Annotated in this window: 20 protein-coding genes; 7 read left to right on the top strand and 13 right to left on the bottom strand. The window is 68.9% G+C overall.

The window, feature by feature from the left end; all coding sequences use genetic code 11:
* Positions 1–103 precede the first annotated feature (103 nt).
* From H512_RS25515 to H512_RS0100965, 6 genes are all read right to left on the bottom strand, one after another.
* A complete protein-coding gene (locus H512_RS25515; protein WP_169507109.1) occupies positions 104–3,775 on the bottom strand; it encodes an EAL domain-containing protein in 3,672 nt (1,223 codons plus the stop codon).
* 196 nt (positions 3,776–3,971) lie between these two features.
* A complete protein-coding gene (gene purU, locus H512_RS0100985; RefSeq protein WP_026781937.1) occupies positions 3,972–4,841 on the bottom strand; it encodes a formyltetrahydrofolate deformylase in 870 nt (289 codons plus the stop codon).
* Positions 4,842–4,936: 95 nt separating this feature from the next.
* The gene (modC, locus tag H512_RS0100980; RefSeq protein ID WP_026781936.1) at positions 4,937–5,998 is read right to left on the bottom strand and encodes a molybdenum ABC transporter ATP-binding protein; all 1,062 of its coding nucleotides are present in this window, start codon (positions 5,996–5,998) and stop codon (positions 4,937–4,939) included.
* Positions 5,995–6,684, bottom strand: a complete 690-nt coding sequence (gene modB / locus H512_RS0100975; protein WP_026781935.1) for a molybdate ABC transporter permease subunit — start codon at positions 6,682–6,684, stop codon at positions 5,995–5,997. Before modB ends, modC begins: the two co-directional genes overlap by 4 nt.
* 27 nt (positions 6,685–6,711) lie before the next feature.
* Positions 6,712–7,473 (bottom strand): molybdate ABC transporter substrate-binding protein, encoded by a 762-nt coding sequence (gene modA, locus H512_RS0100970; protein WP_026781934.1) that lies wholly within the window; start codon positions 7,471–7,473, stop codon positions 6,712–6,714.
* A gap of 79 nt (positions 7,474–7,552) precedes the next feature.
* Positions 7,553–8,569, bottom strand: coding sequence for an AI-2E family transporter (locus H512_RS0100965; protein WP_036789386.1), 1,017 nt, complete (start codon positions 8,567–8,569; stop codon positions 7,553–7,555).
* Positions 8,570–8,821: 252 nt separating this feature from the next.
* Here H512_RS0100965 and H512_RS0100960 point away from each other — a divergent pair, with 252 nt between their 5' ends.
* Positions 8,822–10,180, top strand: coding sequence for a GH1 family beta-glucosidase (locus H512_RS0100960; RefSeq protein ID WP_026781932.1), 1,359 nt, complete (start codon positions 8,822–8,824; stop codon positions 10,178–10,180).
* A 141-nt stretch (positions 10,181–10,321) separates the two neighbouring features.
* Here the strand turns inward: H512_RS0100960 and H512_RS22035 are convergent, their stop codons facing one another.
* Positions 10,322–10,594 carry a hypothetical protein gene (locus tag H512_RS22035; RefSeq protein WP_036789382.1) on the bottom strand — a complete coding sequence of 91 codons (273 nt, stop codon included), beginning with the start codon at positions 10,592–10,594 and terminating at the stop codon, positions 10,322–10,324.
* A gap of 451 nt (positions 10,595–11,045) precedes the next feature.
* Between H512_RS22035 and H512_RS0100950 the strand changes: the two genes are divergently transcribed.
* Positions 11,046–11,447 carry a flagellar basal body rod protein FlgC gene (locus H512_RS0100950; protein ID WP_169507108.1) on the top strand — a complete coding sequence of 134 codons (402 nt, stop codon included), beginning with the start codon at positions 11,046–11,048 and terminating at the stop codon, positions 11,445–11,447.
* 9 nt (positions 11,448–11,456) lie between these two features.
* On the opposite strand, the gene H512_RS22030 is transcribed toward H512_RS0100950, so the two are convergent.
* Positions 11,457–12,575, bottom strand: a complete 1,119-nt coding sequence (locus H512_RS22030; protein ID WP_053239441.1) for a DUF4432 family protein — start codon at positions 12,573–12,575, stop codon at positions 11,457–11,459.
* 117 nt (positions 12,576–12,692) lie between these two features.
* On the bottom strand, positions 12,693–14,177 hold the full coding sequence (locus tag H512_RS0100940) for a helicase HerA domain-containing protein (RefSeq protein ID WP_026781930.1): 1,485 nt from the start codon (positions 14,175–14,177) through the stop codon (positions 12,693–12,695).
* A gap of 149 nt (positions 14,178–14,326) precedes the next feature.
* Between H512_RS0100940 and mog the strand changes: the two genes are divergently transcribed.
* Both mog and H512_RS0100930 read left to right on the top strand, forming a co-directional pair.
* On the top strand, positions 14,327–14,848 hold the full coding sequence (mog, locus tag H512_RS0100935; RefSeq protein WP_026781929.1) for a molybdopterin adenylyltransferase: 522 nt from the start codon (positions 14,327–14,329) through the stop codon (positions 14,846–14,848).
* A 192-nt stretch (positions 14,849–15,040) separates the two neighbouring features.
* Positions 15,041–15,250, top strand: coding sequence for a cold-shock protein (locus tag H512_RS0100930; protein ID WP_026781928.1), 210 nt, complete (start codon positions 15,041–15,043; stop codon positions 15,248–15,250).
* 76 nt (positions 15,251–15,326) lie between these two features.
* On the opposite strand, the gene H512_RS0100925 is transcribed toward H512_RS0100930, so the two are convergent.
* The 4 genes from H512_RS0100925 to H512_RS0100910 all read right to left on the bottom strand — a co-directional run bounded on the left by H512_RS0100925 (position 15,327) and on the right by H512_RS0100910 (position 20,264).
* A complete protein-coding gene (locus H512_RS0100925) occupies positions 15,327–15,824 on the bottom strand; it encodes a cytochrome b (RefSeq protein WP_026781927.1) in 498 nt (165 codons plus the stop codon).
* A 116-nt stretch (positions 15,825–15,940) separates the two neighbouring features.
* Complete coding sequence (locus tag H512_RS0100920; protein ID WP_026781926.1) at positions 15,941–18,241, bottom strand: Tex family protein; 2,301 nt, start codon at positions 18,239–18,241, stop codon at positions 15,941–15,943.
* Between the two features lie 104 nt (positions 18,242–18,345).
* Positions 18,346–18,663, bottom strand: a complete 318-nt coding sequence (locus H512_RS22025; RefSeq protein ID WP_053239440.1) for a DUF2934 domain-containing protein — start codon at positions 18,661–18,663, stop codon at positions 18,346–18,348.
* A 287-nt stretch (positions 18,664–18,950) separates the two neighbouring features.
* The gene (locus H512_RS0100910; RefSeq protein ID WP_026781925.1) at positions 18,951–20,264 is read right to left on the bottom strand and encodes an amidohydrolase family protein; all 1,314 of its coding nucleotides are present in this window, start codon (positions 20,262–20,264) and stop codon (positions 18,951–18,953) included.
* Positions 20,265–20,368: 104 nt separating this feature from the next.
* Between H512_RS0100910 and H512_RS0100905 the strand changes: the two genes are divergently transcribed.
* The 3 genes from H512_RS0100905 to ilvD all read left to right on the top strand — a co-directional run bounded on the left by H512_RS0100905 (position 20,369) and on the right by ilvD (position 24,418).
* Entirely contained in the window at positions 20,369–20,758 is a 390-nt protein-coding gene (locus H512_RS0100905) for a cupin domain-containing protein (RefSeq protein ID WP_026781924.1), read from the top strand.
* Between the two features lie 178 nt (positions 20,759–20,936).
* Complete coding sequence (locus H512_RS0100900) at positions 20,937–22,298, top strand: globin-coupled sensor protein (RefSeq protein WP_026781923.1); 1,362 nt, start codon at positions 20,937–20,939, stop codon at positions 22,296–22,298.
* Positions 22,299–22,561: 263 nt separating this feature from the next.
* Complete coding sequence (ilvD, locus tag H512_RS0100895) at positions 22,562–24,418, top strand: dihydroxy-acid dehydratase (RefSeq protein ID WP_026781922.1); 1,857 nt, start codon at positions 22,562–22,564, stop codon at positions 24,416–24,418.
* The last annotated feature ends 179 nt before the right edge of the window (positions 24,419–24,597 follow it).

The raw sequence follows: 24,597 nt of genomic DNA, 5'->3' as shown, positions 1-24,597 counted from the left end.
GACCGGCCGTGACGCCGGCCTCGCGACGGCTGCATGATGGGCCGCCTTCGGCCTCGATACAATCGGCAAGAAGGTCCAATCGCTTGAATTTATGGGCAAAGGCTCAGGCGCGCAGCGCCTCGGCCTCCTCGACGACATCGACGCCGTAGTCGGCGAGCACCGACTGGAAATCGCGCGGGCGGTGGAACAGATAGCCCTGGCCGTAGCGGACGCCGAGCGCCGCCAGCTCGCGCAGCGTCGCCTCGTCCTCGATGCGCTCGGCGATGACGTCGACGCCGAGCTGGCGGCCGATCTCGTTGATCGCCCGGACGACGGTGCGGTCGTAGGCGCTTTCGGCCATGGTGTGGACGAAGCTGCCGTCGATCTTGATGGCGTCGACGTCGAAGCTCTTGAGATAGGTGAAGGAGGAGAGGCCGGAGCCGAAGTCGTCGAGACTGACGTGGCAGCCGATGCCGCGAGCGGCACGGATGAAGTCGCGCGCCACCTCGAAGGAGTTGATCACCGCCGTCTCGGTGATCTCCAGCGTGACGCGCGACGGCGACAGCCGGCTGCCGCGGAACAGCTCGGCGAGATAGCGCCAGAGCGTCGGATCGTTGAGCGAGTTGGCCGAGAGGTTGACGGCGACGCGCAGGTTGGGCACCGCCATGATCGCCGGCCCGAAGTCGCCGATCACCTTGCCGAGCACCCAGCGGTCGATGCTGCCCATCAGCTCGAAGCGCTCGGCGGCCGGGATGAAGGTGTCGGGCGTCAGCACGCCGCCGTTGTCGTCGAGCATGCGGACCAGGAGTTCCAGCGAGCGGCCGCGGGCGCCGGGATCGGCGATCGCCCGGATTTCCTGGGCGTAGAGCACGAAGCGGCCGTTCTCGATGGTCTCGCGGATGCGGGCGGCCATGCGGAAGTCGCTCATGTGGCGCTGCGCCTCGCCGGTGTCCTGAAGGAACACCGAGACGCGGCCGCGGCCGGCCGCCTTGGCGGCGTAGCAGGCGACATCGGCCTCGGCCAGCACCGCCTCGGCGCTGGCCGTGGTGGCGTCGACCTGCGACACGCCGGCGCTGGCGCCGACCTCGTAGACCTTGCCCTCCCAGGTGAAGCGGATCGTCTCGATGGCGGCGATCAGCTTCTCGCCGACGAAGGCGGCGAACTGGCGGTCGCAATTCTCGATCAGCACGGCGAATTCGTCGCCGCCGAGCCGGGCAAGGCAATCGCTGATCGGCACGATGGCCCGCATGATGCGCGCCACTTCCTGCAGCAGCGCGTCGCCGGCCAGATGGCCGGCCGTGTCGTTGACGATCTTGAAGCGGTCGAGATCGACGAACAGCAGGCCGTGCCGGCTGCCGTCCTGGCGCGCCGCGGCGATCATGCCATGGATGCGCGTCTCGAAGTGGCGGCGGTTGGCAAGGCCGGTCAGGTCGTCGTGGCTGGCGGCATGGGCCAGCGAGCGCTGCATGGCGCGCTCGGCCGACACGTCCTGGAACACCAGCACGGCGCCGGCCCGCTCGCCGGGGCCGGCGGCGATCGGCGCCGCCGCCTCGCGGATGTAGTGGATGGCGCGGCCGCGCACGTCGATGACCTGGGTGCCGAGCCGTTCCACGGGAACGCCGGCATCCAGCACCTGCCGCACGCAGGAGGCGGCCGGCTGGCCGCTGTCGTCGTGAATGGCCTGGAACACCTCCTCGATCGGCTGGCCGGAAGCCTCGGCCTCGCTGAGGCCGGTCATGCGCTGGGCGGCCGGATTGACCAGTACGACGCGGCCGTCGGCGTCGGTGGCGATGACGCCGTCGGAGATGGCGTGCAGCGTCGTGCGGAGGCGCTCCTTCTCGTCGCGCAGCGCCTGGGCGGCGCTGACCTGCTCGCTGATGTCCCAGGCGGTGCCGAGCAGCAGCCGGTCGCCGCTCGACAGCGTCACCTGGTCGGCGAGCACGCGGATGTGCAGCACGCCGCGCACCGGGCTCAGGAGGCGGCAGGTGGTGTTGACGCGCGCTTGCGGGTCGTGCGCCGCCTGGTGCAGCAGGTCCGACAGGCCGTCCCGATCGTCGGGATGGACGAAGCGCAGCCATTCGAGCGAGCGCGGGCCGCTGCCGTCGTCGGCCATGCGGCCGAAGGTCTGGCCGTTCCAGGTGGCGGCGCCGGTGGTGAGGTCGATGCTCCACAGGCCGATGCCACCGGCCTCGACGGCGAGGCGCACCCGCTCTTCGAGGAGCTGGATCTCCCGCTCGGCCGCCTTGTTGCGCGAGATGTCGGTGTGGGTGCCGATGATGCGGAGCGGCTTGCCGCCCTCGTCGCGGGAGATCACCTTGCCGCGATCGAGAATCCACACCCAATGGCCGTCCTTGTGGCGCAGGCGGAACTCGGCCTCGATGTGGCCGGTCTCGCCGCGCTCGTGGGCGCCGTTGATGGCGAGGAAGCCGTCGCGGTCGTCGGGATGCATCAGCTCCATCCAGGCGTCGCCGCCGTCGACGACAAGCTCGTCGGGCTCGTATCCGAGCATGCGCTTCCAGGTCGGCGAGGTGAACAGCCGGCCGGAAACCTTGTCGATGTCCCAGACGCCCTGCTTGCCGTTCTCCAGCGCGAAAGCCCAGCGGATCTCGCTCTGCTCGATGGCCTCGATGGCGCGGCGCCGCAAGTCGATGTCCTCGACCTGCGACAAGAGGCGATGGGGCTTGCCGGTCAGCGGGTCGTCGATGACGATGGTCGACACCTTGGCCCAGAACGCCTCGCCCGACTTGCGCACGTAGCGCTTCTCGATATGCAGCGAGCGCAGCGTGCGGTCGCGAATGCCGGCGCAGAGGCCGTCGCAGCCGTCGCGGTCGTCGGGGAAGGTGACCTCGCGGTAGTCGCGGCCGATCAGCTCGGACGCCTCGTAGCCAATCATGGCGCAGAAGGCGGCATTGACCGAGATGTAGCGCAGATCGGCGCCGATCACCGTCACGCCGATCGAGGAATCGTCCATGGCGCGGCGGAACAGACTGCGGCTCTCGGCGAGGTCTCGCTCGCGCAGGCGCAGGCGCTCGATCAGCACCGAGTTGGCGATCGGCAGCAGCGTGCCGATGCCGATGCCGAGCGGCATGAGCAACGGCGCCGCCTGGGCATCGGCGAGGCCGAAGGCGGCCATCATGGTGGCGAACCAGACCGTGCCCGACAGGATCGCCATGTCGACCGGTCTCAGCACGAAGCCGGCCAGCAGCAGCGGTACGACGAAGAACACCATCGGCTCGGGCAGCGTGGCGGTGGCCGCCACGGCGCCGACCGAGAACAGCACAACCACGGCCGCGAAGAGGCCATCGCTCAGCCAGGCCGGCCGCCGGCCGAGGCTCGCCGCATCGCGCTGCAGGTAGAGCAGCGGCGGCAGGAAGATGGCGAAGGCGGCGGTGGCGCCGCCCCACCAGATGCCGAGCGGCATCGGGGTATGCGACAGGATGCCGGCCGCCGACAGGAGAAGCGCCGCGGCGAGGCTGAAGAGCGGCGGCAGGATGGTGGCGGCCAGCGCGGCGGCCACCTCGAACAGCGCCTCGTTGCGCGTCCGCTCGGTCCAGGCCCGCACGCGGTCGATCACCCAGAGGCCGGTGCCCATGGTGATCGCCCGGACCAGCAGGATGGACAGGAAGAACTGCGCCTCGCCGCCGCGCAACCAGGCGAACAGCAGCCAGCCGAGAAGGGCACCGGCGACGCCGTAGAGGCGATCGCCGGTCGAGCGGTTGGCGAGCAGCGCCACGACCACGGCGTCGGCCGGCCAGGCGGGCATCCGGACGCCGGCGAACACGACGAGCGCGATCATCGCCGCCGAAAGTCCGGCGTAGACGAGGCCGCAGCCTACCAGGATTCCGGCCCGGCTTCCGGGAAACACGCCGTTCAGCACCGTGACATCCACGCCATCCGTTAAAGTTGGCATCGAATGTGGCAGGACGGCATGAAACAACGCTTAACGCCGCCGATGGCGGCGCCGGGCGGCGGGCGGGGGACCAGCGTGCCGATCAGGCGAAGACGATGGTCTTCTTGCCGTGCATCAGCACGCGCGCCTCGAGATGCAGCTTGACGGCGCGGGCCAGCACGCGCGACTCGTTGTCGCGGCCGACGGCCACCAGGTCCTCGGCGGAGAGGGCGTGGGTGACGCGCGAGGTCTCCTGCTCGATGATCGGGCCTTCGTCGAGGTCGGGCGTCACGTAATGGGCGGTGGCGCCGATCAGCTTGACGCCGCGTTCGTGCGCCTGGTGATAGGGCCGGGCGCCCTTGAAGGACGGCAGGAAGGAGTGGTGGATGTTGATGATCCTGCCGAACAGCGCCGACGACAGCTCGTCGGACAGCACCTGCATGTAGCGGGCGAGCACCACCAGCTCGGCGCCGGTTTCCTCGACCAGCGCCCGCACCCTGGCCTCCTGCTCGGCCTTGTTGGACTTGTCCCGCTCGACCGGCCAGCAATGATAGGGCACGCCCTGCGCCTCGGCGAAGGCGCGGCTGTCCTCGTGGTTGGAGACGATGGCCGCCACCTCGGCCTTCAGCCAGCCGACGCGGATCTGGTACATCAGGTGCTGCAGGCAATGGTCGAACTTGGAGACCATGATGATGATCTTCGGCGTGCGGGCGGCGTCGACCAGGTCGACGGTCATGCCGAAGGTGTCGATGGTGTCGGACAGCGCGGCGCGGATGGTGTCGGCGCTGAGGGCGGCCGGCGTCTCGAAGGCGATGCGCATGAAGAAGCGGTTGGTGACGCGGTCCCAGAACTGGGCGCTCTCGGCGATGTTGCCGCCGAGGCCGGCGAGAATGGTGGTGACCGAGGCGACGATGCGCGGGCGATCGGCGCAGGAGAGCGTGAGGATGTGGGTGCGCTTGGCAGCGTCGGCCATGGTCGGAAACCTCGTCGGCATTTGGGCTGGAGCTAGTTAGCCCGGCCGGCCCGGCGAGGAAAGGGGCTAAAGCATTCAGATGCGGCGATCGCCGGTCAGACCGGCCGTTCGTCGAGCGCCGCCGCCTTGACCAGCGCGAACACCGACCGGCCTGGCGTGAGGTCAAGCTCGACCGCCGACCGCCGGGTGACCGAGGCGGCGAGGCGGTCGCCGCCTTCCAGCGCCAGATCGACGGTGACGGTGGGGCCGTCGCCGCCGCTGACGCCGGCGACGGTTCCGGAGAGCACGGTACGGATGCTGAGCCCGTCCGGCCGGGCCAGCGACAGCGCCACGTCGGTGGCATGGACGAGGACGCGCACCGGCCGGCCGACCGGTCCGGCAAGGCCGTTCAGCCAGATCGGCCCGGCCGCCGTCTCGACCGGCGTCAGGCGGAAGTCATGATCCGGCGCGCCGAGCCGGCCGGCCACCACCGAGATGATCTCGAAGCGGTCGGTGGCGGCGCGGAACACGTCGGCCGGCGATCCCTCGCGCGCCACCTTGCCGGCGTCCAGCACCACCACCTTGGCGGCGAGCCGCGCCACCTCCTCGACGGCGTGGCTGACGTAGACGATGGGGATGGCGAACTCGTCGCGCAGAGTCTCGATCAGCGGCAGGATTTCCCGGCGGCGCGCCTCGTCGAGGGCGGCGAGCGGCTCGTCCATCAGCAGAAGGCGCGGCGAGGCGAGCAGCGCCCGGCCGAGGGCGACGCGCTGCTGTTCGCCGCCGCTGAGCGTCGCCGGCCGGCGGGCCAGCAGGTGGCCGATGCCGAGCGTATCGATCACCGGCTCCTCGGCAATGCGCCGCTCGGCCCGCGGCGTGAACAACCGGCCGTAGCGCAGGTTGCTCCTGACGGAGAGATGCGGCAGCAGGCGCGCCTCCTGGAACACCACGCCGATGCGGCGGCGGTGCGGCGGCGTGTGGCGGCCGTCGTTGGCCAGCACGGTGCCGCCGACGACGATGCGGCCGGCGTCGAGCCGCGTCAGGCCGGCGATCGCCTTGATCACCGACGACTTGCCGGAGCCGGACGGCCCGAACAGCGCCGTGACGCCGGCGCCGCCCGAAAAGCGGAGGTCGAGCGAGAAGTCGCCGAGGCGCTGGCGGATGTCGACGTCGATCACGACAACGCCCCGCGCGCCCGGCGGGCCAGGAGTTCGGAGGCGACGAGCGCTGCGAGACCGAGGACCGCCGCCACCGCCGACAGGGTCAGCGCCTCGGCGTCGCCGTCCGGCGTCTGGCTGGCCGTGTAGATGGCCGAGGCGATGGTGCGCGTCTCGCCGGGAATGTTGGAGACGAAGGTTATGGTGGCGCCGAACTCGCCGAGCGCCTTGGCAAAGCCCAGCGTGGCGCCGGCCAGGATGCCGGGCAGCGACAGCGGCAGCGTCACCAGGAAGAACGTGGCGAGGCGGCCGGCGCCGAGCGTGCCGGAGGCCTGTTCGAGACGGACGTCGACCGCCTCGATCGACAGGCGGATGGCCCTGACGATGATCGGCAGCGCCATCACCACGGCGGCAACCACGGCGCCGGTCCAGCGGAAGGCAAAGACGATGCCGAACTGCTGGTCGAGGAAGGCGCCGATCGGCCCCTTGCGGCCGAGCAGCAACAGCAGCGCATAGCCGGTGACCACCGGCGGCAGCACCAGCGGCAGGTGGATGATACCGTCGAGCAGCGCCTTGCCGGGGAAGTGGCCGCGGGCCAGCAGCAACGCCAGCGCGGTCGCCACCGGCACGCCCCACAGCGTGGCGACGGCGGCGACCTTGAAGCTCAGCGCGATGGCGGACCAGGCGGCGGGGGAGAGTTCGGGCATCGGCTCACATCCGGCGGGCCGACGGCGTCACTCCGCCGGCTTCACGAAACCGGCGGCCGAGAAGACGGCGGCCGCCTCGGGGCCCTTCAGGTAGGTCACGAAACCGGCGGCGGCGGGACCGGCGCCCTTGACGAGACCGATCGGATAGACGATCGGCGCGTGGCTGGTTTCCGGGAAGGTGGCGACCACGGCGACGCCCGGCTCGGCGGCGGCGTCGGTGCCGTAGACAATGCCGAATCTCGCCTCGCCGCGCGCCACCAGTTGCAGCGCGACGCGGACGTTCTCGGCCGGCGCGAAGCGCGGCGCCAGGGCGTCGTAAAGGCCGAGCGACTTCAGCGCCTCCTCGGCATAGGCGCCGGCCGGCACGCTCTTGGCTTCGCCGACGGCGAGACGCTCCTCGCCGAGGGCGGCCGGCAGCGCCGCCTTGTCGGCGAGATCGACGGCGGCGGCGGCATCCTTGGCGGCGACCAGCACCAGCGAGTTGCCGAGAAGATCGAAGACGGAGGTCTTGTCGACGAGGCCCTTCTCCACCGTGTAGTCCATCCACTTGCGGTCGGCCGAGACGAAGACGTCGGCCGGCGCGCCGGCCTCGATCTGCTTGGCGAGCGCGCCGGAGGCGGCGGGGGTGATCGTCACCGCGACGTCCTTGCCGGCTACGTAGGTGTCGGCGATCTTCTGGAGCGACGGCGCCACCGAGGCGGCGGCGAAGATCCTGATCTGGTCGGCGGCTTGGGCGGCGGTAACGAAAGCGCCGAGCGCCAGCGCGGCGAGAAGAAGCGGCTTGCTCATGTTTGAAGTCCCCGTCTGATCGTTATGTAATCGAGGCTATAACGACGGCCGGAGCGGCGCAAGCCGCCAGAAGGGGCCTTCAGAGCAGGCCGTTGGCGGCCAGCTCCTCCTTGACGTAGGCGTAGAAGATCGGCGCGGCGATCAGGCCGGGTATGCCGAAGGTCGCCTCCATGGCCAGCATCACCGTCAGCATCTCCCAGGCGCGCGAGTTGATCTGCGTGCCGATGATGCGGGCGTTGACGAAATACTCCAGCTTGTGGATGGCGATCAGGAACAGCAGGGCGGCGATGGCGGCCGGCGCCGACACGCCGAGGCTGACGATGAAGATCACCGTGTTGGAGATGATGTTGCCGATCACCGGCAGCAGGCCGACGATGAAGGTGACGGCCACCATGGTCTTCAGGAACGGCAGTTGAACGCCGATCAGCGGATCGAGGCCGTAGAGGAACAGGGCGGTCAGCGTGGTGTTGAGCAGCGAAATGCGGATCTGGGCGAAGACGACGCGGCGGAAGGACAGCGTCAGGCGGCTGACGCGCTCGATCAGCTCGACCGACAGCGGGCCGTGCGGCTTTACCGGCGCCTTGCGGAACAGCACCAGCGAACCGATGATGATGCCGAACAGGATGTAGACCAGGATGCGGCCGACGTCCTGGCCGAAGCGCTGCAACTGCCAGGCGTTGTCCTGCAGGAATTTCACCGCCTGCCGGCGCAGTTCGTCGGTGTTGCCGGGCAGGTAGTCGCCGATCCACGGCGGCAGGTAGGTGCGGCCGGTCTCCAGCACCTGCGCCATCTTGTGGATGAGGCCGAACAGCCCCTCCGAACCGTTGGTGAACAGCGAGCCGGCGGCGATGACGGCGGCGGTGAGGCCGAGCGAGATCAGCGCAACGATGACGATCAGCGCCACCGCCTTGCCCATCTCCTGCGTCCAGCCGGTGCGGCCGCGCAGCCAGGGCGCGGCGGTGAGCGCCGTCTCATGGACCAGAAGCCCGGCCAGGAGGCCGGCCAACAGGCCCATTTCGAGGCAGATCAGCAGGGCGCCGCCGGTGATCAGGTAGGAAGCGATCTTCACCCAGTTGCAGGAAGCCAGCTTGTCCATCGTGTCCGGTCGTCTCCGACGGCGATGCCCATTCGCCAAAAAACGAGGCAGCCATCCGTCGGCTGCATCTGGACCGTCCCGCCCCCGCCGGGGATATGGGGGATCCACGACCGGAATGCCAAGGCCCCTCGCGGGGATGGTCGATGAGAGCCCAAATACAGCCCATTCCCGATGAAGGCAAAAAGAAATGGCGGGGCCTTCACGGGTGAACCGATTCATGGCAATGCCTTGTGATCGAGGAGGAGAAACCGCATGTCCAGCACCGCGCTTTCGAAACGTTTTCCCCGCGACTTTGTCTTCGGCTACGCCACCGCCGCCTACCAGATCGAAGGCGCCCACGACGAAGACGGCCGCAAGCCGAGCATCTGGGATGCCTTCTGCCGCATTCCCGGCCACGTGCGCGGCGGCGACAGCGGCGACGTCGCCTGCGACCACTATCACCGCATGCCCGAGGACGTGCGGCTCCTGAAATCGCTGTCGGCCGACGCCTATCGCTTCTCGATCGCCTGGCCACGCGTCATCCCGGACGGTCGCGGACCGGTCAACGCCAAGGGGCTCGACTTCTACGACCGGCTGGTCGACGCGTTGCTGCGGGCCGAGATCAAGCCCTATGCGACGCTCTATCACTGGGATCTGCCGATCGAGCAGCACGGCCGCGGCGGCTGGTGCGCCCGCGACACCGCCTACGCCTTTGCCGACTATGCCGACGTGGTGATGGCCCGCCTCGGCGACCGCCTGTCCGGCGTCATGACGCTCAACGAACCGTGGTGCTCGGGCCATCTCTCCTATCTCATCGGCGAGCATGCGCCGGGCGAACGCAATCTCGCCGCCGCGCTGGCCGCCATCCACACGCTCAACCTCGGCCACGGCCTCGCCATGCAGGCGATCAAGGCGCGCCGCGCCGACCTGCCGGCCGGCATCGTCTACAACGCCAAGGCGCTCTATGCCGCCTCCGACCGGCCGGAGGATGCCGCCGCCGTCGAGCGCTACCGCGCCTTCCACGACGGCGTGTTCCTGGATCCGGTGTTCTTCGGCCGCTATCCGGCCGAGGTGCTGGAGACCTTCGGCCCGATCATGCCGAAGATCGAGGCGGGCGACCTCGAGACGATCGCCACGCCGATCGACTTCCTCGGCCTCAATTTCTACGCGCCGGAGCGGATCGCCGCCGATCCCGCCCTGCCCTTCCCGCGCGCCCGCTCGGTGCAGGCCGAGAACGTGCCGCGCACCGCCATGGGCTGGGAGGTCCACGCGCCCGCCCTCGACCGCCTCCTGACCGACCTTGCCGCCCGCTATCCGCTGCCGCCGATCTACATCGCCGAGAACGGCTGCGCCCAGTATGACGAACTGATCGACGGCAAATGCGACGACCCCGGCCGCATCGACTATCTCGAACGGCACCTCACCGTGCTCGCCGACGCGCGCGACAAGGGCATCCGCGTCGACGGCTATTTCGTCTGGTCGCTGATGGACAATTTCGAGTGGTCGCACGGCTATGCCAAACGCTTCGGCGTCGTCTACGTCGATTACGAGACGCAGGCGCGCATCCCGAAGTCGTCGGCCATCTGGTATCGCGACCTGATCGCCGGCCGCGCCCAGGCGGCATCGACCTGAGCGATGTAAAAAGCCCCGGGAGCGGTGGCTCCCGGGGCAGTGATCGGCGCGCCTGGAAGGGAAACGGGCCGAGAAGGACAACCAAGGCAAGAAATAAAGCAAAGGTCTGAAGGAAAGGGCTGAAATAGTCCTCGACTATGATCAGGTGCTGAAAGCCTCCGTCGGCCGGCCGGCAAGGCCGAGACCGTCGGCAAAGAGCGAATACTGACGACGACCGCGCCGGCCGGCCGGCTTGGCGACCCCGCGACGGGAGAGACGACGCACCGCCCGCTCGGCGGCAAAACCATTGTCGAAAGTGGCGCCTTCGAGGACGCGAAAGCGCGGATCGACGGCGTGGAACTCGTAGGCATTGCCCGCACCGACCAGAACCCCGACGGCGTCGCCGGAGAGTTCAACGATGTAACCGCTGTTCATTTAAGACCTCCTGGGCCGGCACGCACTCGCCGGCCATCCACTGCCTATTAACTTCGTTCGGGCCAACTTGTTTCAACGGCACGTTCGACAAAGTTGCCGACAGCGTCGGCGCGGCTGGATCGGGGGCATCGAAAGAGCGTTTCTGGCAGTCATGGTCGTCCGCCTCCAAGGCAGGCGCCACCATGCGAGGGCATGGCGCTTTAGCGTTTGAACCGGCGGTCGCAAGCTGCTGTCAAATTCCGCCACATCCGTCGGGATGCCCTGTCATTTGGCATCGAAGGGGGCGTTCCGGCGAGGAAACGTCATCCAAATATTGGCGGAAATGGAGATAAATCGCCCGGAAAGCCGCCGGACGCCCGAAAGCCCGGCGATGATTCAAATTCGGGACATCGCGGCAAGACGACCTTAGCATCTCCGGCCGAAGATGGAGGCTTCGCTGGAGCCGCCCCCGATGTCCCTGTCCTCGATGCTGTCCATTTCCGCCTCGGGCATGAGCGCTGCCGCGACGCGGCTTGAGGCGTCGGCCAGCAACATCGCCAATGCCGGCTCGTCGGGGCCGCTGCCGGACGGGTCAGGCGCCACCACCGCCTACGCGCCGGTGACGGTGAAACAGAGCGACGTGCGGGGCGGCGGCGTTGCCGCCCGCATCGTCCAGGCCGCCGACCCCTATGTCGCCGTCCGTGACCCGGCCTCGCCGGATGCCGACGCCGACGGCATGGTGGCCGCGCCCGACGTCGACATGGCCGGCGGACTGGTCAACGTCATGACCGCCCGCCTGAGCTACGAGACGTCGGCCAAGACGATGAAGGTGGCGAACGACATGATGAAGACGACGCTCGACGCCTTCGGCTGACGCCTCCCTTCAGGCGCGCTTCTCCTTCACCGCCTCGATGTGGCGGGCCATGGCTTCGGCCTCGGCCGGCGTGAACACGGCGGCGACGATCTCGTTCTCGAAGCGCTCGCCCTTGTCGAGCGGCGGATGGACCAGCGGCCGGCCGTTGACGTTGCCGGGCTGGCCGGGCGAACGCACCGGAAAGGCGATGCCCACCGCCTCCTGGTCGCCGGTGCGGCAGATCCAGCGGACGCCGGCGCCGGTGTGCCGCGGCGCGAAGGAGACGTAGTCGGCGGTGCCGTCCGGATGCACCTGCATGAAATGCGAGCGCCCGTCGTCGTCGGTCAGCGGATCGAAGGCGAACACCACTTCCGGCGTGAAGATCCTGTCCGAGGAGAGCGTGCCGGCAAGACTCGGGTTCCTGGCCAGTTCGGCGATCCACTCGACGTAGCCCGGCCCCGGCTTGATGTGCGGCGGGATCTCCTGCCGGACGCGCATGGTATCCGCCCGTTCGTGGACGGTACCGACGAGGCGGCCGCCCTCGCGGGCCCGCCAGTTGAGATGGCCGAGATAGTTGACGTCGAGCGGCGTCGATTTCAGGTTGGTGACGGCAATGCCGATGGCCAGGCGCGGCCGGCCCTCGTAGAGCTTGAGGATCGGCACCGCCTCGTAATTGACGTCGAAGGCGACGGTGTGATTGTAGCGGCCGGTGACGGCGATGTAGCGGCCGCTGCCGTCCTCGCCGAGCACCATGGCGGCATCGCGATAGGGGGCGTTGGGCAGTTCGCCGTGCTGCTCGCGCCGTTCCGTCGGGCCGGGGGCGCCGATCGCCGTGATGCCGGCGTGCTGGAAGAAGCCGCCGTAGGTCTCGAAGAACTTCTGCGTCGGGCGCGGCATGTCGAACATCGACTTCATGCCGACGTCGCGGCCGCCGAGCCGCGCCGACCAGACGTGCTGGCCCTGGAAGGGCAGCACCACCACCTCGTCGACGCCGTTCGACAGGCGCACGGCGTCGACGCCGGAGGCGAAGCGGAAGGCCGCCGCCGTCAGCGATCCGGCGCGGAAGACGATCCGCTCGGCTTCCGAGAACGCAATGCCGCGAAGGTCGACGGCCGCCGCCGTCCCCTCGCCCAACCTCGACAACACCATGCCTTCCTCCCGTCGGGCGGCCGGACGCTCCTCCCGAGTCGTCCGCCGCCGAAGCGGGCAGTCTGTCGTCTTTTGCGTTGCGCTCCAAGGGGGTGGGAACACGGCAATAGGGCTGGCCTACTCGGCGGCGGCGGCCGTCGCCGAGCCGGGCGCCGTCTGCCAGCCGAGGTCGGGCAGCTGGATCAGCCGCTGGCCCCTGAGGTCGGAGGCCGAGACCAGGAAGCCGCGCTCCTCCATGTAGGCGAGGAGACGCCGCGCCCGCGACGGCGAGCGGGTGCCGTAAGCGCGGGCGATGTCGGCGTCCGACGGGCACGGCGCCTTCAGGAGCGCCGCCTTGGCGACCAGCAGGAACACGCCGCGCATGTCCTCGGGCAGCGAGGCGGCGATCAGGCTGGCCTGCTGCCAGGCCGCCTCGTCGACCGCCTCGGTCTCGACGCCGGCGCGGGCCAGCGACAGGCGCTTGCGGAAGGACTGGAGATCGAGGCTGTCGCCGGTCACCCGCTTGATGCGGCAGCGGACCAGGAAGTCCTGGTAGAGCATCGACACCGGCTGGAAGGCGGCGTCCGGCTCGGCCATCATCTCGGCGAGGATGTCCTCGATCGCCGCGTCGCGGGCGGCGAAGCCGAGCAGGTCCGCCTGCTCGGGGTTGTCTTCCGGCGCCGGAGCCAGCGCCGCCCGCGAGCGGGCGAGTTCGGCCAGGATGTCGGCGGTGGACACCGGCGCCGCCGCAAGGCGCGGCGCCTCCTCGCCGTCCGAGGGACGGAAGATCAGTTCCCGCGCCGCCTCGCCGCCCTGCTCGGGCAGCGGCGTCAGCTTGGGGCCGCCGCCGCGGCCGGTCGTCTCCACCGGGCCGATCCTGACCGGTTCCGGCCGGCGGCCGATGGCCGGGCCGAGCGAGACGAACTCGCCGCGTTCGAGGTTGCGGAACATCTCGGCCTGTCGCCGTTCCATGCCGAGCAGGTCGGCGGCGCGGGACATGTCGATGTCGAGGAAGGTACGGCCCATCAGGAAGTTGGACGCCTCGGCGGCGACGTTCTTGGCGAGCTTGGCCAACCGCTGCGTGGCGATGACGCCGGCAAGGCCGCGCTTGCGGCCGCGACACATCAGGTTGGTCATGGCGGCAAGCGAGGCGCGGCGCGCCTCGCCGTCGGCCTCGCCGGAGGCGGCGGGGGCGAACAGCTGCGCTTCGTCCACCACCACCAGCATCGGATACCAGTGGTCGCGCTCGGCGTCGAACAGGCCGTTCAGGAAGGCGGCGGCGGCGCGCACCTGGCCGTCGACGTCCAGCCCTTCGAGGTTCAGCACCACCGAGACGCGATGTTTGCGGACGCGGGCGGCGATCAGCATCAGGTCGCGCTCGGAGCCGGCGGCGTCGACCACCACGTGGCCGAAGCGGTCGGCCAGCGTCACGAAGTCGCCCTCGGGATCGATGACCGCCTGCTGCACCCAGCCGGCGCTCTGCTCGAGGAGCCGGCGCAGCAGATGCGACTTGCCGGAGCCGGAATTGCCCTGGACCAGCAGGCGGGTGGCCAGCAGCTCCTCGAGATCGAAGGCGGCGCGGCTGCCGTTCGTCCTGTTGCCGATGTCCACGCTGAAGGTCATGCCGACGTCTTCGTCCCACTCGACTCATACTTTAGGCTACGCCGCGGCGGGCGCGCTTTCTCTGTCGTCCGATTCGGTCGGCTTGGCCAAGGGCGAAGCGCGATGCTAGGTGTATCTTCACCCGTGATTCACAGCCCGGAGGTTCAGCCATGGTTCGCATCGCGCTCGTCACCGTCTCCGACCGCGCGGCGCGCGGCGAGTATCAGGACCTCTGCGGCCCGGCGATGGCCGCCTGGCTCAAGACGGCGGTCACCTCTCCTCACGATCTCCTAACCTCGGTGGTGGCCGATGGCGTCGACAGCGTCGGCGGCGAGCTGGTGCGGCTCTGCGACGAGGAGCGGGTGGACCTGATCCTCACCTCGGGCGGCACCGGCCCCTCGCCGCGCGACCTGACGCCCGAGGCGATGAAGGTGGTGCTGGAGAAGGAACTGCCCGGCTTCGGCGAGCTGATGCGCAAGATCAGCCTCGAAAAGGTGCCCACCGCCATCCTGTCGCGCCAGACCGCCGGCACGCGCGGCACGACGCTGATCGTCAACCTGCCGGGCAAGCCGGCGTCGATCGCCGTCTGCCTCGACGCAGTGTTCCCGGCCGTGCCCTATTGCCTCGATCTGATCGGCGCCGGACGCATCGAAACCGACCCTGCGGTATGCCGGGCGTTCCGGCCATCTTAAGTTGCTTGATCGGGGCGCCTTCCCGTAGTATGAGAAGGGATCGATTTTGGCCAGACCATCGGCCCTGAACGCCTGAGGTATATCCTCCGCGACGTGACGACCTTTCCAAATTCGGTAAACCAACCAGCCGCGCGCTCCTGTGCGGGCACGCGGCTTTCTTAGATACGACTTTCTTCAGGAAAGGATCCCATCATGGCTCTCGGCACCGTCAAGTGGTTCAACGCCACCAAGGGCTACGGCTTCATCGCTCCGGACGCCGGCGGACCGGACGTCTTCGTCCACATCTCCGCCGTCGAGCGCTCGGGCCTCGGCTCGCTCAACGACGGCCAGAAGGTGAACTTCGAGGTCGTTCAGGACCGCCGCTCCGGCAAGTCCTCGGCCGACAACCTGTCCGCCGCCTGATCCAAGGCGACCGGATCGACAGATCAAGCCCCGCGGGAGCCTCTCCCGCGGGGTTTTCTTTTGCAGGCGCGGCCGCTCAGAACGTATGCGGCACCATCATCCGCCGGAGGGTGGAATCCTTCAGGATGAAGTGATGGTAGAGCGCCGCCGCGACGTGCAGCACGATCAGCAGCACGAAGATCGGCTTGTTGAGGGAATGGATGCCGCCGAAGGTGCGCATATCGACGAACTGGGCCAGCAGCCCGGTGATCGGCGTGACGATCAGCATCAGGTAGAACAGATAGTGCAGCGCCTCGCCGGCCCTGACCCGCAGGGCGGGACCGGGCACCGACGCCGGCACGCCGATCGTCAGGCGCAGCCCGAAGCGGAGCAGCGTCAGGACCAGGATGACGAGGCCGACGCCGATATGCAGGTAATAGCCGGTCATCAGCGGAGCGACGTCCTCTCCGGAGCGCAGGGCATAATTGTAGCGGGCCATGTCCTCGCCAAAGATCAACTGGAAGAACACGAGCAACACGATCAGCCAGTGGAGCGAAAGCTGGAGGACGGTATAACCGTTGGACTGCTTGGCCATGGCGGACTCCCACGATGGTTAACGCCGCCGAGCTTATACCAATTCCCCCGCATACCAATGGCCGGCCGGGCCGGACGCCACCCGAAAATGTATCAGTCTGTCGCGGTGCCGGTCGATCAGCGCTGCTTCAGGGCGGCGGCAAGCGCGGCGGCCATGGCATTGTTGCCCGAGGGCGCCGGCGGCTTTGCGCCGCGACCGTCCGGCTTGCCGCCCGCCGGCCCCTTCGGCGGGCCGCCATCGTCCTTGCGCATGGAGAGGCCGATGCGCTTGCGCTTGGCGTCCACCTCGACGACGCGCACCTTCACCACGTCGCCGGCCTTCACCACGTCGCGCGGGTCCTTGACGAAGCGGTCGGCCAGCTGGCTGACGTGGACGAGGCCGTCCTGGTGGACGCCGATGTCGACGAAGGCGCCGAAGGCGGCGACGTTGGTCACCGTGCCCTCCAGCACCATGCCGGGCTTCAGGTCGGCGATGTCCTCCACCCCTTCGGCGAAGCTGGCGGTGCGGAATTCCGGGCGCGGGTCGCGGCCGGGCTTTTCCAGTTCGCCGAGGATGTCGCGCACCGTCGGCAGGCCGAAGCGGTCGTCGACGAATTTCGCCGGATCGAGCGCCTTCAGCGCGGCGCTGTCGCCCATCAGCTGGCGGATGTCGCGGCCGCAGGCGGCGACGATGCGGCGGGCGACGCCATAGGCCTCCGGATGCACGGAGGACGCGTCGAGCGGCTCGTCGCCGTCGCGGATCCTCAGGAAGCCGGCCGCCTGCTCGAAGGTCTTGGCGCCGAGCCGCGGCACGGCCATCAGCGCCTTGCGGCTCGGGAAGGCGCCGGCGGCGTCGCGGTAGGCGACGATCGCCTCGGCCAGCGACGGACCGAGGCCAGAAACGCGCGACAGCAGCGGCGCCGAGGCCATGTTGAGATCGACGCCGACGGCGTTGACCGCGTCCTCGACCACGGCATCGAGCGCCTTCGCCAGATGGCCCTGGTCGACGTCGTGCTGATACTGGCCGACGCCGATCGACTTCGGCTCGATCTTCACAAGTTCGGCCAGCGGGTCCTGCAGGCGGCGGGCGATGGAGACGGCGCCGCGCAGCGACACGTCGAGGCCGGGGAACTCGCGCGCCGCCAGTTCGGAGGCCGAGTAGACCGAGGCGCCGGCCTCGCTTACCACCACCTTCACCGGCTTCGGCGCCGGCAGATGGGAAATCAGCTCGGCGGCGAGGCGGTCGGTTTCGCGGCTGGCCGTGCCGTTGCCGATGGCGATCAGCTCGACCTTATGCTTGCGGACCAGCGACGCCAGCGCGGCGAGCGCGCCGGCGATATCGTTCCTCGGCTGGAAAGGATAGACGGTGGCGGTATCCAGCAGCTTGCCGGTGGCATCGACCACCGCCACCTTGACGCCGGTGCGGATGCCGGGATCGAGGCCCATGGTGGTACGGGCGCCAGCCGGCGCGGCCAGCAACAGGTCCTTGAGATTGTCGGCGAAGACACGGATCGCCTCGGCCTCGGCCTTGTCGCGCAGGCTGCCCATCAGGTCGAGCGACAGGGAAAGCTGCAGCTTCACCCGCCAGGTCCAGCGGCAGACGTCGAACAGGAAGCCGTCGGCCGGCAGCTTGGCGGGCACATTGATCGCGAAGGCTTCGGCCACCATGCGCTCCACCGGCTTGACCGGCGAGGGATCGTCGGCGTCGATCTCCAGTTCGAGCGACAGCACCTCCTCATTGCGGCCGCGCAGCATGGCCAGCGCCCGGTGGCTCGGCACCGTCGCCCAGCGTTCGCGGTGATCGAAATAGTCGGCGAACTTCTCGCCCGCCGCTTCCTTGCCGGCCACCACCGACGACCGCAGCACGGCACCGCCTTGCATGTAGCTCCTGAGGCGGCCGACCAGCTCCGGCGTCTCGGCGAAGCGTTCGGCCAGGATGTCGCGGGCGCCGTCGAGCGCCGCCTTGACGTCGGGCACGGCGTCGGTGAGGTAGGCGGCGGCGGCCGCTGCCGGCTCCAGCGTCCGGTCGGCGAAGAGCGCCTCGGCCAGCGGCCCGAGGCCCTTCTCGCGGGCGATCTCGCCCTTGGTGCGGCGCTTCGGCTTGAAGGGAGCGTAGAGATCCTCGATCTCCGCCTTGGTGGCGGCGGCGGCGATCTTCTCGGAGAGGTCGGGCGTCAGCTTGCCCTGGCCGTCGATGGCGGCGAGCACGGCGGCCCGGCGGCTTTCCATCTCGCGGGAGTAGGCGAGCCGTTCCTCGAGCTTCCTGAGCTGGGTGTCGTCGAGGCCGCCGGTGACTTCCTTGCGGTAGCGGGCGATGAAGGGCACGGTCGCCCCCTCGTCGATCAGGCCGATGGCGGCGGCCGCCTGCGCCGGCCGACAGCCGATCTCGGCGGCGATGGCCTTGACGATACGGGCTTCGACGTCGGCGGAAAGGGTCATGTCACGGCTCCCGGAATGAAGGCCGCGACATTAGGCATCCCATTCGGGCGGCGCAATGGCGCCAGCCCGGCTTGTCAACATTCCATCCGCGACCGGTTGACGCCTCAGGCGGCGGCGTCCTTCTTGCCCGAAACCACCTTGAGGTCCGGCTTCTTGGCCTCGTCCTTCTTGGCGGCGGCTTCCTTCTTGGCAGCAGGCGCCTTCTTGGCCGCCGGCTTTTTGGCCGGAGCCTTGGCCTCGGCCGCTTCCGCCTTGGGAGCGCGCGGCTTGCGGGATGCCCTGGGCTTCGCCTCGGCCTCGGCTTCGGCGCGCACCAGCGCCTCGGCCTCCAGCCAGTGGGCGTCGGCCCGACCTTCGGGCTGGCCCTCGGCCAACCAGAGTTCGCGCGCCTTGGCCCTGATCTTGGCTTCGATATCGGACATGTCGAAATCCTCTCTTGTTCGGAACCCAGCCAGCGGACGCCCGATGCGGCATCCTCTCAGGGGCGTTCGGGACAATAAACTGGACCCTTCGACCCGACGGCTTCGCTGTCGAAACCGCGACGCCAAAGACTGTAGCGCAGCCCCGATCGTCTGAGAAGGCGAGGGGCGGCCGAAAACGGCGTTCCGGCAAAGACTTTCGCCTACGGGGCCGGCGATGGAATCGCATTCGCCGCTGAAGCCTCCGCCGCGCCTCGATATGGCGGCCGGCGCGCCCCAATCACCGCCGGTCAGGCGATGGCGGCGGCGATGGCCGGCCGCAGGGCATTCACCCCGGCGACCAGCGCGGCAACGTCGGCGGTCAGGAGCCGGCCCGATTCGACCAGCCGCCGGCCGGCGACGAACACGTCGGTGACGTCGCCGCGACCGGCCGAATAGACGAGATGGGCGACCGGATCGAACAGCGGCGCGGCATGCGGCTTGTCGATGGCCACCAGGATGAAGTCGGCCGCCTTGCCGGCCTCGATCGAACCGATGCGATCGCTGGCGCCGAGCGCCCGGGCGCCGTTCTTCGTCGCCATGGCCAGTGCCTCGTGGGTGGCGACGGCGGCGGCGTCGCCGGTCACCGCCTTGTGCAGCGTGGCGGCCAGCCGCATGGCCAGCCACAGGTCGAGATCGTTGCCGGAGATGGCGCCGTCGGTGCCGAGCGCCACGTTGACGCCGGCCCTGAGCAGCGCCGGCACCGGCGCGAAGCCCGAGGCGAGCTTCAGATTGGACAGCGGATTGTGCACGACATGGGTGCCGCTCGCCGCCAGCAGGCCGATCTCCGCCGCGTCGAGATGGACGCAATGGGCGAGCACCACGTCGGGGCCGAGGAGATCGTGTTCGGCGAGATGGGCGATCACCCGGCGGCCGTAGCGCCCGGTCACCGTCGCCTGCTCGGCGACGGTCTCGGCGGCGTGGGTCGAGAAGAAGCCGCCGCGCGACCGGGCGAGGCGGCCGGCGCTCCGGAGATGCTCCGGCGACACCGTGTAGGTGCCATGCGGCAGGCAGCCGGGGAACACCAGCGGCTCATCCTCGACGGCATCGAAGAAGGCGGCGGCGTCGGCAAGCCGCCGGTCGGCGAGGTGGCCGTCCATGCCGGGCGGGTCGAAGAAGATGCCGCCGGTGGCGACGCGGATGCCGAGCGCCTTGGCCGCCCGCACCGTCTCCTCGGGAAACCAGAACATGTCCATGACGGTGGTGACGCCGGAGAGCAGCAGCTCGGCAAGGCCCAGCTCGGCGCCGAGCCGGCAGGCGGCGGGGTCGAGGATCGCCCGTTCGGCCTTCCACACCGTCTCGAGCCAGGGCTCCAGCGGCAGGTTCTCGACGAGGCCGCGAAACAGGCTGTCGCCGGCGTGGCAGTGCATGTTGACGAGGCCGGGCATCAGGATGCGCCCCGCCGCCTCGATCAGCTCGGCGCCGTCCGAGGGTACGGCGCCGGCCGGGCCGACGGCGGCGACGATGCCGTCGCGGACGGCGACGGCGCCATCCTCGATCACGGTCATGGCGTCGTCGCAGGTGACGACATAGGGCGCGCGGACGACGAAATCGGGGCTGGGCATGCTGTCTCCGGGGTTGCCCTTTCATCGCCCAGGCGCGGCCGCTCGTAAAGGGAGTTGCCGCCGAATGCCCGATGGCCCACAGTCGGCCGACCGAAGAGACTGCCATGACCCATCGTTTCCTGCTGCCCGGCCAGGGCCTTCCCGAATTCCTCACCCGGGAGCGCTGCTTCATCAGCGAACTCCTCAATCACTCATCGCGGCCGGAGATATCGCTGGCGCGGGCGCGCGTCGAACCTGATGTTGTCACCGAGCTGCATGCCCTCGACGTCGAGGAAACCTATGTCATCGAGGCCGGGCGCGGCATGATGGAACTGGATGGCGAGCGCTTCCCCGTCGCCGCCGGCGACAGCGTGCTGATCCCGGCCGGCACGCCGCAGCGCATCGAGAATATCGGTACCGCCGATCTCGTCTTCCTCTGCCTCTGCCGGCCGCGCTTCCGGCCGGAGGGCTACACCGGGCTGGAGGATGGGCCACGCCGTCAAAACGACCAGTGATAGATTTCTACACGTAATACACGCATAAATTACAGATGCCGCGAAATACCCGGCGCCTAACCCCCGAAAAACAACGGGGCTTCCCGGTTTCCTTTACCAATGAGTAAGCGGTTCGGCCCGAAAAAGGGCAATGTCGGGTGCATTTATTGCGCCGACCGCACCACGAGAAGGAACTGGCATGTCCGCTTCATCGACACCCGCCTCCGACATGCGTCAGCGCCTCGGCTTTCACGACATCGATGACAACGTCGTCAAGACCCTGCGCGAGCATCGCCCCTACATCTCGACGATCCTCGCCGAGGGCATCGAGGCCTTTTACAAGCACATTGCCGAGTTCCCGGAAACCAAGCGCTTCTTCCGTTCGCCCGACCATATGGCCCACGCCAAGGCGGCGCAGCTCAAGCACTGGGAGCGCGTTCTCGACGCCAAGTTCGACGAGGCCTACCTCAAGTCGGTGTCGACGATCGGCGAGACGCACTACCGGATCGGCCTGTCGCCGACCTGGTACATCGGCGGCTACAATTTCCTGCTGACCACCCTCGTCGAGCGCGTCAACCACGACTTCTCGGGCCGCTTGTTCAAGGGCAGCCGCGAGACCGTGCGCTACGAGCTGCTGCGCGCCCTCACCAAGGCGGTGCTGGTGGACATGGACTTCGCCATCTCCGTCTACATCGACACCGAGCGGCAGGCCCGGCACAGCCTGATCGATCGCGTGACGCAGGAATTCGAGTCGTCGGTGGGCGCTATCGCCGACCAGGTATTGGCGTCGGCCAAGGACATGTCGGCGCTAACGGGCGCGCTGGACAAGGCGACCGAACGCGCCGCCGACCGCGCCAAGAGCGTTTCGCACGGCGCCGAGGAGGCGTCGGCCAACGTCGCCACCGTCGCCGCCGCCACCGAGGAGCTGACCGGCTCGATCAGCGAGATCACCCGGCAGGTCGAGGAATCGTCGCGCGTCACCGCCGAGGCGGCGGCCGACGCCGCCCGCACCTCGGCGCAGATCAAGGAACTGTCCGAGGCCGCCAAGAAGATCGGCGACGTCGTCGACCTGATCGACAACATCGCCTCGCAGACCAACCTTCTGGCTCTCAATGCCACCATCGAGGCGGCTCGCGCCGGCGAGGCCGGCAAGGGCTTCGCCGTCGTCGCGGCGGAAGTCAAGCAGCTCGCCGACCAGACCGCCAAGGCCACCTCGACCATCGCCGACCAGATCAACGGCATCCAGTCGTCGACCGAGCAGTCGGTGGCGGCGATCGACGCCATCTCCGGCGTCATCAACCGGCTCAGCGAGATCTCCAACGTCATCGCCACGTCGGTCGAGGAGCAGGGCACCGCGACGCTGGACATCTCGCGCAACCTCAATCAGGCGTCGAGCAGCACGGCCGAGGTCACCGAGCATATCGACGGCGTGTCGCAGGCCAACGCGGCGGCCGTCGCCGCCACCGAGCGGATGAAGAGCGGCACGACCGAGCTGGACGCGACCTGCGCGCGGCTGCGCTCGGAGATCAAGGGCTTCCTCGACAAGGTGCGCGCTGCCTGACGCGGCTTGGGGATGTTTCACCACGTCGCCGGAATTCGGGGCTGCCGCCCCGATCCCCGCGCGGGAGGCGCAGCCTCCCGCACCCACCAGCTTATTGACAAGAAAACCGGAGGTCCGGAGGTGGAACCTCCGGATGGGTCCGGGCGATAGCCCGGCCTGCAACGCCGGGCAGCGAACGCTTTGCGCCGCCGCCGCCCTTGCTTTTTCGGCAAAACGGTCCCATCCGTCAGGTAATACGCATATCACCTGGATGGATCGAACCCATGCCCGCCTATCGTTCCCGCACCTCCACCCACGGCCGCAACATGGCCGGTGCCCGCGGCCTGTGGCGCGCCACCGGCGTCAAGGAAAGCGATTTCGGCAAGCCGATCATCGCCGTGGTCAACTCCTTCACCCAGTTCGTGCCCGGCCATGTCCACCTCAAGGACATCGGCCAGCTGGTTGCCCGCGAGATCGAGGCGGCCGGCGGCCTGGCCAAGGAATTCAATACCATCGCCGTCGATGACGGCATCGCCATGGGTCACGACGGCATGCTCTATTCGCTGCCGTCGCGCGACCTGATCGCCGACAGCGTCGAATACATGGTCAACGCCCACTGCGCCGACGCCATGGTCTGCATCTCCAACTGCGACAAGATCACGCCCGGCATGCTGATGGCGGCGCTGCGCCTCAACGTGCCCGCCGTCTTCGTATCCGGCGGGCCGATGGAGGCCGGCAAGGTGCTGCTCGCCTCGGGCGTCACCAAGTCGGTCGACCTGATCGATGCCATGGTGGCGGCCGCCGACGACAAGGTGTCGGACGCTGACGTCCGCTCCTACGAGCGCTCGGCCTGCCCCACCTGCGGCTCCTGCTCGGGCATGTTCACCGCCAACTCGATGAACTGCCTGACCGAGGCGCTCGGCCTCAGCCTGCCCGGCAACGGCTCGATGCTGGCGACGCATGCCGACCGCAAGACGCTGTTCCAGAAGGCCGGCCGGCTGATCGTCGACCTCTGCAAGCGCTATTACGAGGGCGAGGACGAAAGCGTGCTGCCGCGTTCCATCGCCTCGTTCAAGGCGTTCGAGAACGCCATGACGCTCGACATCTCCATGGGCGGCTCGACCAACACGGTGCTGCATCTGCTGGCCGCCGCGCAGGAAGCCGGCGTCGACTTTACCATGGCCGACATCGACCGCCTGTCGCGCCGCGTGCCCTGCCTCAGCAAGGTGGCGCCGGCCGTCGCTGACATCCACATGGAGGACGTTCACCGGGCCGGCGGCATCTTCGGCCTCCTGGGCGAACTCGATCGGGCCGGCCTCCTCAACACCGACCTGCCCACCGTGCACGCGCCGACGCTGAAGGCGGCGATCGGCGAGTGGGACATCGTGCAATCGAATTCCGAGGAGGTCCGCACCTTCTATTCGGCGGCGCCGGGCGGCGTGCCGTCGATCGAGGCCTTCAGCCAGGCGCGCCGCTGGGAGGCGCTCGATCTCGACCGCAAGGCGGGCGTCATCCGCTCGCTCGACCACGCCTATTCCAGGGACGGCGGCCTCGCCGTGCTCTACGGCAACATCGCGCTCGACGGCTGCATCGTGAAGACGGCCGGCGTCGACGAGTCGATCCTGGTGTTCGAGGGACCGGTGAAGATCTACGAGAGCCAGGAAGGGGCGGTGAAGGGCATCCTCAGCGGCGACGTCAAGGCCGGCGACGTGGTGGTGATCCGCTACGAGGGGCCGAAGGGCGGACCGGGCATGCAGGAGATGCTCTACCCGACCAGCTACCTGAAGTCGAAGGGGCTCGGCAAGTCCTGCGCGCTGCTCACCGACGGCCGCTTCTCGGGCGGCACCTCGGGCCTTTCCATCGGCCATGCCTCGCCGGAAGCCGCCGAAGGCGGCGCCATCGGCCTCGTCGAGGCCGGCGACCGCATCCGCATCGATATCCCGAAGCGCACCATCGATCTGCTGGTCTCCGACGAGACGCTCGCCGCCCGCAGAGCCGCCATGGAGGCCAAGGGCAAGGCGGCCTGGAAGCCGGCCAATCCGCGGCCGCGCAAGGTGTCGGCGGCGCTCAGGGCTTATGCCGCCATGACCACCTCGGCGGCCAAGGGCGCCGTGCGCGACGTCAGCCAGATCGAGCACTGATGCCGGGCGCCACTCCGCTTACCGGTTTCTCATGTCGCTGATGCCCATGAGAAGCCGGCAACGGCCTTGATGAGCGGATGCGTCGGCATCCCCGCGATTTGATCTATCGATACGGGCGGGCGCCGCGGCGTCCGCCCGAAATATTATGTTGCCGCCGCCGTCTGTTGGCTGCGGATGCG

The sequence above is a fragment of the Pleomorphomonas koreensis DSM 23070 genome, assembly GCF_000425185.1.
Lineage (GTDB): Bacteria > Pseudomonadota > Alphaproteobacteria > Rhizobiales > Pleomorphomonadaceae > Pleomorphomonas > Pleomorphomonas koreensis.
This window is presented reverse-complemented; position numbering and strand designations above follow the sequence as displayed.

Excerpts from the sequence above, each read along its gene's own strand:
- H512_RS0100950 (WP_169507108.1), top strand. The coding sequence starts at position 11,046 with ATGTCCCTGTCCTCGATGCTGTCCATTTCCGCCTCGGGCATGAGCGCT.
- H512_RS0100920 (WP_026781926.1), bottom strand. The coding sequence starts at position 18,241 with ATGACCCTTTCCGCCGACGTCGAAGCCCGTATCGTCAAGGCCATCGCC.
- H512_RS0100905 (WP_026781924.1), top strand. The coding sequence starts at position 20,369 with ATGACCCATCGTTTCCTGCTGCCCGGCCAGGGCCTTCCCGAATTCCTC.
- H512_RS0100965 (WP_036789386.1), bottom strand. The coding sequence starts at position 8,569 with ATGGACAAGCTGGCTTCCTGCAACTGGGTGAAGATCGCTTCCTACCTG.
- mog (WP_026781929.1), top strand. The coding sequence starts at position 14,327 with ATGGTTCGCATCGCGCTCGTCACCGTCTCCGACCGCGCGGCGCGCGGC.
- H512_RS0100930 (WP_026781928.1), top strand. The coding sequence starts at position 15,041 with ATGGCTCTCGGCACCGTCAAGTGGTTCAACGCCACCAAGGGCTACGGC.
- ilvD (WP_026781922.1), top strand. The coding sequence starts at position 22,562 with ATGCCCGCCTATCGTTCCCGCACCTCCACCCACGGCCGCAACATGGCC.
- purU (WP_026781937.1), bottom strand. The coding sequence starts at position 4,841 with ATGGCCGACGCTGCCAAGCGCACCCACATCCTCACGCTCTCCTGCGCC.
- H512_RS0100960 (WP_026781932.1), top strand. The coding sequence starts at position 8,822 with ATGTCCAGCACCGCGCTTTCGAAACGTTTTCCCCGCGACTTTGTCTTC.
- H512_RS22030 (WP_053239441.1), bottom strand. The coding sequence starts at position 12,575 with ATGGTGTTGTCGAGGTTGGGCGAGGGGACGGCGGCGGCCGTCGACCTT.
- H512_RS22025 (WP_053239440.1), bottom strand. The coding sequence starts at position 18,663 with ATGTCCGATATCGAAGCCAAGATCAGGGCCAAGGCGCGCGAACTCTGG.
- H512_RS22035 (WP_036789382.1), bottom strand. The coding sequence starts at position 10,594 with ATGAACAGCGGTTACATCGTTGAACTCTCCGGCGACGCCGTCGGGGTT.
- H512_RS0100940 (WP_026781930.1), bottom strand. The coding sequence starts at position 14,177 with ATGACCTTCAGCGTGGACATCGGCAACAGGACGAACGGCAGCCGCGCC.
- H512_RS0100900 (WP_026781923.1), top strand. The coding sequence starts at position 20,937 with ATGTCCGCTTCATCGACACCCGCCTCCGACATGCGTCAGCGCCTCGGC.
- H512_RS0100925 (WP_026781927.1), bottom strand. The coding sequence starts at position 15,824 with ATGGCCAAGCAGTCCAACGGTTATACCGTCCTCCAGCTTTCGCTCCAC.
- H512_RS0100910 (WP_026781925.1), bottom strand. The coding sequence starts at position 20,264 with ATGCCCAGCCCCGATTTCGTCGTCCGCGCGCCCTATGTCGTCACCTGC.
- modB (WP_026781935.1), bottom strand. The coding sequence starts at position 6,684 with ATGCCCGAACTCTCCCCCGCCGCCTGGTCCGCCATCGCGCTGAGCTTC.
- H512_RS25515 (WP_169507109.1), bottom strand. The coding sequence starts at position 3,775 with ATGATCGCGCTCGTCGTGTTCGCCGGCGTCCGGATGCCCGCCTGGCCG.
- modA (WP_026781934.1), bottom strand. The coding sequence starts at position 7,473 with ATGAGCAAGCCGCTTCTTCTCGCCGCGCTGGCGCTCGGCGCTTTCGTT.